The organism is Aminobacter carboxidus (assembly GCF_014863355.1).
In the GTDB taxonomy this organism is placed as follows: domain Bacteria; phylum Pseudomonadota; class Alphaproteobacteria; order Rhizobiales; family Rhizobiaceae; genus Aminobacter; species Aminobacter carboxidus.
In genome coordinates this window covers 65,582-71,581 of record NZ_JACZEP010000020.1, presented here as the reverse complement: position 1 = coordinate 71,581, position 6,000 = coordinate 65,582, and the positions used below count along the sequence as shown (strand labels likewise).

At 63.0% G+C, this 6,000-nt stretch carries 7 protein-coding genes and 1 pseudogene; 5 read left to right on the top strand and 3 right to left on the bottom strand.

What is annotated here, in order from left to right; all coding sequences use genetic code 11:
• Positions 1-841 precede the first annotated feature (841 nt).
• Positions 842-1,717, bottom strand: a complete 876-nt coding sequence (gene gluQRS, locus IHE39_RS29365) for a tRNA glutamyl-Q(34) synthetase GluQRS (protein ID WP_192569008.1) — start codon at positions 1,715-1,717, stop codon at positions 842-844.
• A 74-nt stretch (positions 1,718-1,791) separates the two neighbouring features.
• Here gluQRS and IHE39_RS29360 point away from each other — a divergent pair, with 74 nt between their 5' ends.
• The 5 genes and pseudogenes from IHE39_RS29360 to IHE39_RS29340 all read left to right on the top strand — a co-directional run bounded on the left by IHE39_RS29360 (position 1,792) and on the right by IHE39_RS29340 (position 4,331).
• Positions 1,792-2,445, top strand: a complete 654-nt coding sequence (locus tag IHE39_RS29360) for a DNA-3-methyladenine glycosylase family protein (protein WP_192569007.1) — start codon at positions 1,792-1,794, stop codon at positions 2,443-2,445.
• Between the two features lie 118 nt (positions 2,446-2,563).
• Positions 2,564-3,121 carry an HNH endonuclease gene (locus IHE39_RS29355; protein ID WP_184772942.1) on the top strand — a complete coding sequence of 186 codons (558 nt, stop codon included), beginning with the start codon at positions 2,564-2,566 and terminating at the stop codon, positions 3,119-3,121.
• A gap of 190 nt (positions 3,122-3,311) precedes the next feature.
• Positions 3,312-3,392: pseudogene (locus IHE39_RS29350) on the top strand (HNH endonuclease); the annotation flags it as partial.
• Positions 3,393-3,643: 251 nt separating this feature from the next.
• On the top strand, positions 3,644-3,886 hold the full coding sequence (locus tag IHE39_RS29345; protein ID WP_192569006.1) for a hypothetical protein: 243 nt from the start codon (positions 3,644-3,646) through the stop codon (positions 3,884-3,886).
• Between the two features lie 157 nt (positions 3,887-4,043).
• A complete protein-coding gene (locus IHE39_RS29340; RefSeq protein ID WP_192569005.1) occupies positions 4,044-4,331 on the top strand; it encodes a hypothetical protein in 288 nt (95 codons plus the stop codon).
• A 113-nt stretch (positions 4,332-4,444) separates the two neighbouring features.
• Here the strand turns inward: IHE39_RS29340 and IHE39_RS29335 are convergent, their stop codons facing one another.
• Both IHE39_RS29335 and IHE39_RS29330 read right to left on the bottom strand, forming a co-directional pair.
• The gene (locus tag IHE39_RS29335; RefSeq protein ID WP_192569004.1) at positions 4,445-4,960 is read right to left on the bottom strand and encodes a disulfide bond formation protein B; all 516 of its coding nucleotides are present in this window, start codon (positions 4,958-4,960) and stop codon (positions 4,445-4,447) included.
• A 37-nt stretch (positions 4,961-4,997) separates the two neighbouring features.
• Positions 4,998-5,585: a YqaA family protein gene (locus IHE39_RS29330; protein ID WP_184772946.1), complete on the bottom strand. Its 588-nt coding sequence runs from the start codon at positions 5,583-5,585 to the stop codon at positions 4,998-5,000.
• Between the last annotated feature and the right edge of the window lie 415 nt (positions 5,586-6,000).

The window sequence follows — 6,000 nt, the reverse complement described above, 5'->3', positions numbered from 1 at the left end:
GCCCAACGCTCCGGATCAAAGAAATGCGCTATCATCGCTGTCGCGCGAAAGCTCATCACCATCCTCAACGCCATGATCCGCGACCAAAAACACTTCGCTTGAACACAGTTGCCATGCCGTTACCGGCTCCGAATGCGCCAGACACCCACAGCCAACCGCCTTGCCCGGGCAGGCGCAAGCCGTCGCAATACCAGCGCTTCGCCGGCCTCGCCGCATAACGCGAGGCCGGTGAAACGCCCGAGACGGTCAAGGCGATGCTGGAATTTTAGTTTGCCCCGATGCGGCGACAGCATGGAGCCGGCACGGCCTTCGTCCACGTCACGGCATGGATCCTCGACACTCTCCGCTCGCTTCGCTCGCTCACGAGGTCGAGGATGACGACCGTCATGAGTTGCCACCGCCAACCGTCGACGTCGAATGCGCGTTGCATCGGCCAGGCCAGTTCGACGACTGGCATGCGCCGTCACCGTCAATCTCCAGCGCAGCTCGCCAACACATGCCAACGCGCATCGCGTCGGCCAGTGGTCGACGCCAAGGTCGATGGTTGGTAGCGTCACCGCAATCCGCAATCCGCTATCAGCCGTCTCCGCCCACGCAACTCGCCAACAGATGCGAATGCGCGTCGTCTCTGCCAGTCGCCAAGGTCGACGGTTGGCAGCGGCGCCCCCCGCAATCCGTCATCCTCGACCTCGTGAGCGAGCGAAGCGAGCGGAGAGTGTCGGGGATCCATGCCGTAACGTGGACGAAAGCCGTGCCGGTTCCATGCCGGCGTCACATCGGGCAAAATCCCGACATCGCCGTGACCGGCATGAAGCGCATGCAGGCGCCGCATCGGGGCACGCTAAAATCCCAGCATCGCCTTCACCGTCTCGGGCGTTTCACCGGCATCACGCAATGCGGCGAGGCCGGTGTCGCGTTGGCTTTTCGACAGCTTGCGCCCGTCCGGGCCGAGCACCAGCCGGTGGTGAAAATAGGTCGGCTGGGGCAGGCCGAGCACCTGCTGCAGCAGGCGCTGCAGCGAGGTGGCGAAATAGAGGTCGAGGCCGCGCACGACGTGGCTTATGCCCTGCAGCGCGTCGTCGACGACCACCGACAGATGATAGCTGGTCGCAATCTCGCGCCGGGCGATGATGACGTCGCCCCATTGCAGCGGGTCGGCGGCAATGTCTGTGGTGGCCGCCATCGTTTCATCACCCCATTCGCGCCAGTTGAGCTGGTCAGGCAGCCGCGCCAGTGCCGCTGCCGTATCGAGGCGCCAGGCAAAGGGTGTACCCGCATCGATGCGGCGCCGGCGCTCGCGGGAAGACAGCGTCCGGTCGGTGCCGGGATAAAGCGGTGCACCGTCGGGGTCGCGCGGCCAGCTTTGGCCTGAGGCCTCATGGTCGATGATCGCCGCGCGGATGTCGCCGCGGCTCATGAAGGCGGGATAGACGAGTTCGTCGGCCTTCAGCCGTTCGAGCGCGTCTTCGTAACAGGCGAAATGCTCCGACTGGCGCCGCACCGGCTGTTCGTAAGCGATGCCGAGCCAGGCGAGGTCGCTGCGGATCGCGGCTTCGAATTCAGGCGTGCAGCGGGTGAGGTCGATGTCTTCGATGCGCAGCAACAGCCGCCCGCCTGATTTGGCCGCCATGCGCTGGTTGGTCAGCGCCGACAGCGCATGGCCGAGATGCAATTCGCCATTGGGGCTGGGCGCGAAGCGAAAGACAGGAGCCGTCATGAGCGTAGCTGTGCCGGATTGAAGGTTAACCTTGGCGATTGCTACGTTGCCCGCCGCAACCTAACAAGTGACGCATGCGCCGCATCAGCAATCTAAACGACGTCAATTTCGGCCTCGACGCGCTGTGCGCGATCGATCCGCGGCTGGAAGCGGTGCGCGGCATGGCCGGCGAGGTGCCGCTCAGGCTGACCGAGCCGGGCTTTGCCAGCCTGGCCTCGATCATCGTTTCGCAGCAGGTGTCGACGGCAAGCGCCAGGGCGATCTTCGGCCGCCTGAGTGCGCTTGTTGATCCGCTGACACCGCAAGGCCTGCTTGGTGCCGGCGAGGAGATGTTCCGCGCGGCCGGCCTGTCCAGGCCCAAGCAGCGCACGCTTGTGGCTGTGGCGCAGGCAGCGGCCGACGGGCTCGACCTCGACGGGCTGTGCCGGCTCGATGCCGAGCAGGCGATGGCGGCGATGATTGCCATACCCGGCATCGGCCCGTGGACGGCGGAGGTCTATCTGCTGTTTGCCGCCGGCCATCCCGACATTTTTCCGGCCCGCGACGTGGCGCTGCAATCGGCCGTCGGCCATGCACTCGGCATAAATCCGCGCCCCGGCGAGAAGGCACTGATTCGGCTTGCCGAATCATGGGCACCGTGGCGAGGGGTCGCATCGCGGCTGTTCTGGGCGTATTATCGCCAGACCCGTGGTCGCGATGGCGCGCCGCCGGCCGGAAATCCTGCATAAATCCGCAAAATCGCGGATTTTTGACGGGTTGATTGACCGACCAGACGCTTCACATTCCTGTCACCTCGGGCTTACAGTATTCGTGCCGTTAGGTTCGAGGACCAAGGAGGTAGTGGAAGTGACGGTTGCCGTGTCTCCGGATGGGCTCCCAGCACTAGTGCTGAATGCGGATTATCGTCCGCTCAGCTACTACCCCTTGTCGTTGTGGTCGTGGCAGGACGCGATCAAGGCGGTGTTCCTCGACCGCGTCAACATCGTCGCCGAATACGAACATGCGGTGTCGTCGCCGACCTTTTCGATGAAGCTGCCCAGCGTCGTCAGCCTCAAGCATTATGTGAAGCCGTCGCGCTTTCCCGCCTTCACCCGCTTCAACGTGTTTTTGCGCGACCGCTTCCAGTGCCAGTATTGCGGCACGCCAGAGGATCTGACCTTCGACCACGTCATCCCGCGCCACAGCGGCGGGGCGACGACGTGGGAAAACGTCGTTGCCGCCTGCTCGCCCTGCAATCTGAGGAAAGGCGGCATGATGCCGTCGCAGGCCAAGATGTGGCCGCTGCAAAGGCCGTTCCAGCCGACGGTGCACGATCTGCACAATAACGGCCGGCTGTTTCCGCCCAACCATCTGCACGAAAGCTGGATGGATTATCTGTACTGGGATGTCGAGCTCGAGCCGTAGAGTTCACCGATAATTCGGGCCGACTGACGCGATTTTCTCCGCTTCCGGTGAAGGCTGATCTCCCCCCCTTGCGGGGGAGATGTCCGGCAGGACAGAGGGGGGTGCGAAGGATCGCGATCTCCCCAAAATTACCCCTTGCTGAACGCGCCGCGCAGGGCAATGACGGCCAAAAACGCGCTGGCGAGCACGTTCCAGCCGGCTGTTTCCGCCTAACCATCTGCACGAAAGCTGGATGGATTATCTGTACTGGCATGTCGAGCTCGAGCCGTGATCCGCTTCGCTCTTCTTCCCGCTTACGGGGAGGTGAGGTGTGGTCCGCGCAGCGGGCAAAAGCCAATTGCTTGGCTTTTGAGCATCGAACGCCGGCAGGCAGATGCGGATTTATCCCCTTCGAACGTGTAAATAAAATACTAGGAATTTATTCTAAAGAAGAGCGAGTCGCGAATCGTGGTACCAGTGCGACCTTACCAGTTGATAGGGTTGGCCATGGAATACATACCGCTACCGGTCCCAGACGACTTGATGGAATCAACCTTCCTGTTGCCCACCGTGTTTGCAAACAGGTTCATCGTCGGCGGCTATGGGGAGCAAGTTCGCATTTCCTTCGGGGAAAGTCGAACAATAGAAAGTCCGATCAACTTCCGTGGCTCTGTAGCCTTGACACCATACCAGGCTTGGGAACTGGCCAAGGTGCTGCTGCAACATCTTGGGCCACACGCTGCGCAGTTCGAAGCCGAACTAAATGCAAAATCCGACGCAAAGTAGCGCTGGCTCGGCTGCGGCCGCCACCGGGGTTCAGAGTCAAGCTGCGTCCAGCGGGGCTGGACAAGGTCTTACGGTCGGTCCAGTACTGACTGCGAAGCCGCCTAGAGCCCTTGCAAACAAGGGCAGTAGCTTCACCACCTCCTACGGGAGGCGCGCTGTGAAAGCGTATCCTGTTTCGGACGGGGATCTTCGCAGCATCGGAGCTCTGTCGGGCTTGGCTACGGTGGCCTTTTCAATAGGCACCGGCCTCGTCGGTTACGCTTTCGACGTTACCCAAGGCATTGCGATGTCGGCGGGCGTCGAACCGGGCACGGTTGGATATTGGTCTGGTATCCGCTGGGGTTTTATCATCGCGGCAATCGTATGCTACGGTGGGGGAGCTGTATTGTGGTGGGTTCGCGGCTCGACCATAAGAGCGATCAAAAGAGACACGACCTTTGATTGACAATGCTCGCTTTGACCGAGGGGCTGAGCTGAGCTTGCAAGGCTATTCGCTGCCCCTCATCCGGCCCTTTGGGCCACCATCTCCCCGTGAACGGGGAGAAGGGAAAAAGTGCCTCAGCCCTTGGTGAACGCGCCGCGCAGGGCAATGACGGCCAAAAACGCGCTGGCGAGCACGTTCCAGCCGGCGAAGGACAGGCCGAGCACGCGCAGGGCGGCGTCTTCACAGCGTGGCGGCACGACGTCGTTGAGCACGTCGAGCAGGCCCTTGCCGCCGGTGTCGATGGTGCCGGAGACCGCCGCACAGTCGGTCGGCCCGGCCCACCAGCGCCACTCGACGCCGGCGTGGTAGGCGCTGAGATAAAGCCCGTAGAGCATCAGCAGGCCGCCGACCGCCAGAAGCGCCCGGGTCAGCCAGGCCGGCCAGTGCAGTGCCGACGACAGCGCTGCCAGCGCCATCAGCGGCACGCCGACATAATAGGGCGTGCGCTGCTCGAGGCAGAGCTTGCAGGGCAGGTAGCCGCCAAGGTGCTGGAAGCCGAGGGCGGTGCCGACGACGGCGGCCATGGCGATGGTCAGGAAGATCGCGGTCAGCGTCTGGCTGCGGCCGGTCGGGGAGGCGAGGGAGGTCATTTTGTGGTGCCCAGCTGTCGTTACCGGCTATTGCCGTTCAGTGCAGGTATTTGACGAGAAGATAGAGCAAAATGAGGGCGGCGGCGCCGAGGCCGGCGAGCAGTCCGAGCCGCTTTTCGATGAATTCGCGGATCGGCTCGCCATAGGTCCTGAGCAGCCAGGCCAAAAACAGGAAACGCGCGCCACGCGCGATGATCGCCGAGACGATGAACCAGCCGAGCGGGAAGCTGACGACGCCGGCGAGGATGGTCACCACCTTGATCGGCGGCAGGTGCGACAGCCCTGACGTGACCAGCATCAGCAGGATGATGCCGGCGCCGGAGGAGACCTTGAGGGCTTCGAACGCTTCATATTTGCCGTAGAATTCGAGCACCGGCTTGGCCACCGCCTCGAAGGCGTAGTGGCCGATATACCAGCCGGCGATACCGCCGAGCACCGAGGCTATGGTGGCGATGATCGCATAACGATAGGCCTTGTCAGGCCGCGACAGCGCCATCGGCAGATAGAGCACGTCGGCCGGCACCAGGAAAACCGAGCTTTCGACAAAGGCGATGAAGGCCAGCCACCATTCGGCGGATTTCCTTGCCGCGAGCGACAAGGTCCAGTCGTAGAGTCGGCGAAGCATCTGGCCCCCTTGAGATATGCGCTGCCTGTTTAGGAAGAATTGCTGTGGCGCACAATGCTTAGGGACTTCACGAATGTGAAGGGCTTAGGGACTTCACGAATGTGAAAGGCCTGGGGACGTCGCGAATGTGAAAGGCTTGGAGACGTCGCGCATGTGAAAGCCGGGGCAAGCGCTGCATGGTGTCGCGTCATGACCGCATGCCTGGCCGGGATCGTCATGGCTGCCGCGTCGCTGCATCAGCCCTTGGCGCACAGGCCGCGACGGCGCTGACCGCATATCTGCCGTGGCGCGTCGACCAGTCGCACGGCGCCGCCGCGCGCCATCTGCGCCAAAGGCTGCTGGCCACGGCCGGCGATCGCCGGCGCCGCCCTTGTTCGCCGCACCCGCTTTCAACAGCATCGGCCAGCAGCATCGG

Coding starts and splice junctions, on each gene's coding strand:
- IHE39_RS29360 (WP_192569007.1), top strand. CDS start 1,792: ATGCGCCGCATCAGCAATCTAAACGACGTCAATTTCGGCCTCGACGCG.
- IHE39_RS29345 (WP_192569006.1), top strand. CDS start 3,644: ATGGAATCAACCTTCCTGTTGCCCACCGTGTTTGCAAACAGGTTCATC.
- gluQRS (WP_192569008.1), bottom strand. CDS start 1,717: ATGACGGCTCCTGTCTTTCGCTTCGCGCCCAGCCCCAATGGCGAATTG.
- IHE39_RS29330 (WP_184772946.1), bottom strand. CDS start 5,585: ATGCTTCGCCGACTCTACGACTGGACCTTGTCGCTCGCGGCAAGGAAA.
- IHE39_RS29335 (WP_192569004.1), bottom strand. CDS start 4,960: ATGACCTCCCTCGCCTCCCCGACCGGCCGCAGCCAGACGCTGACCGCG.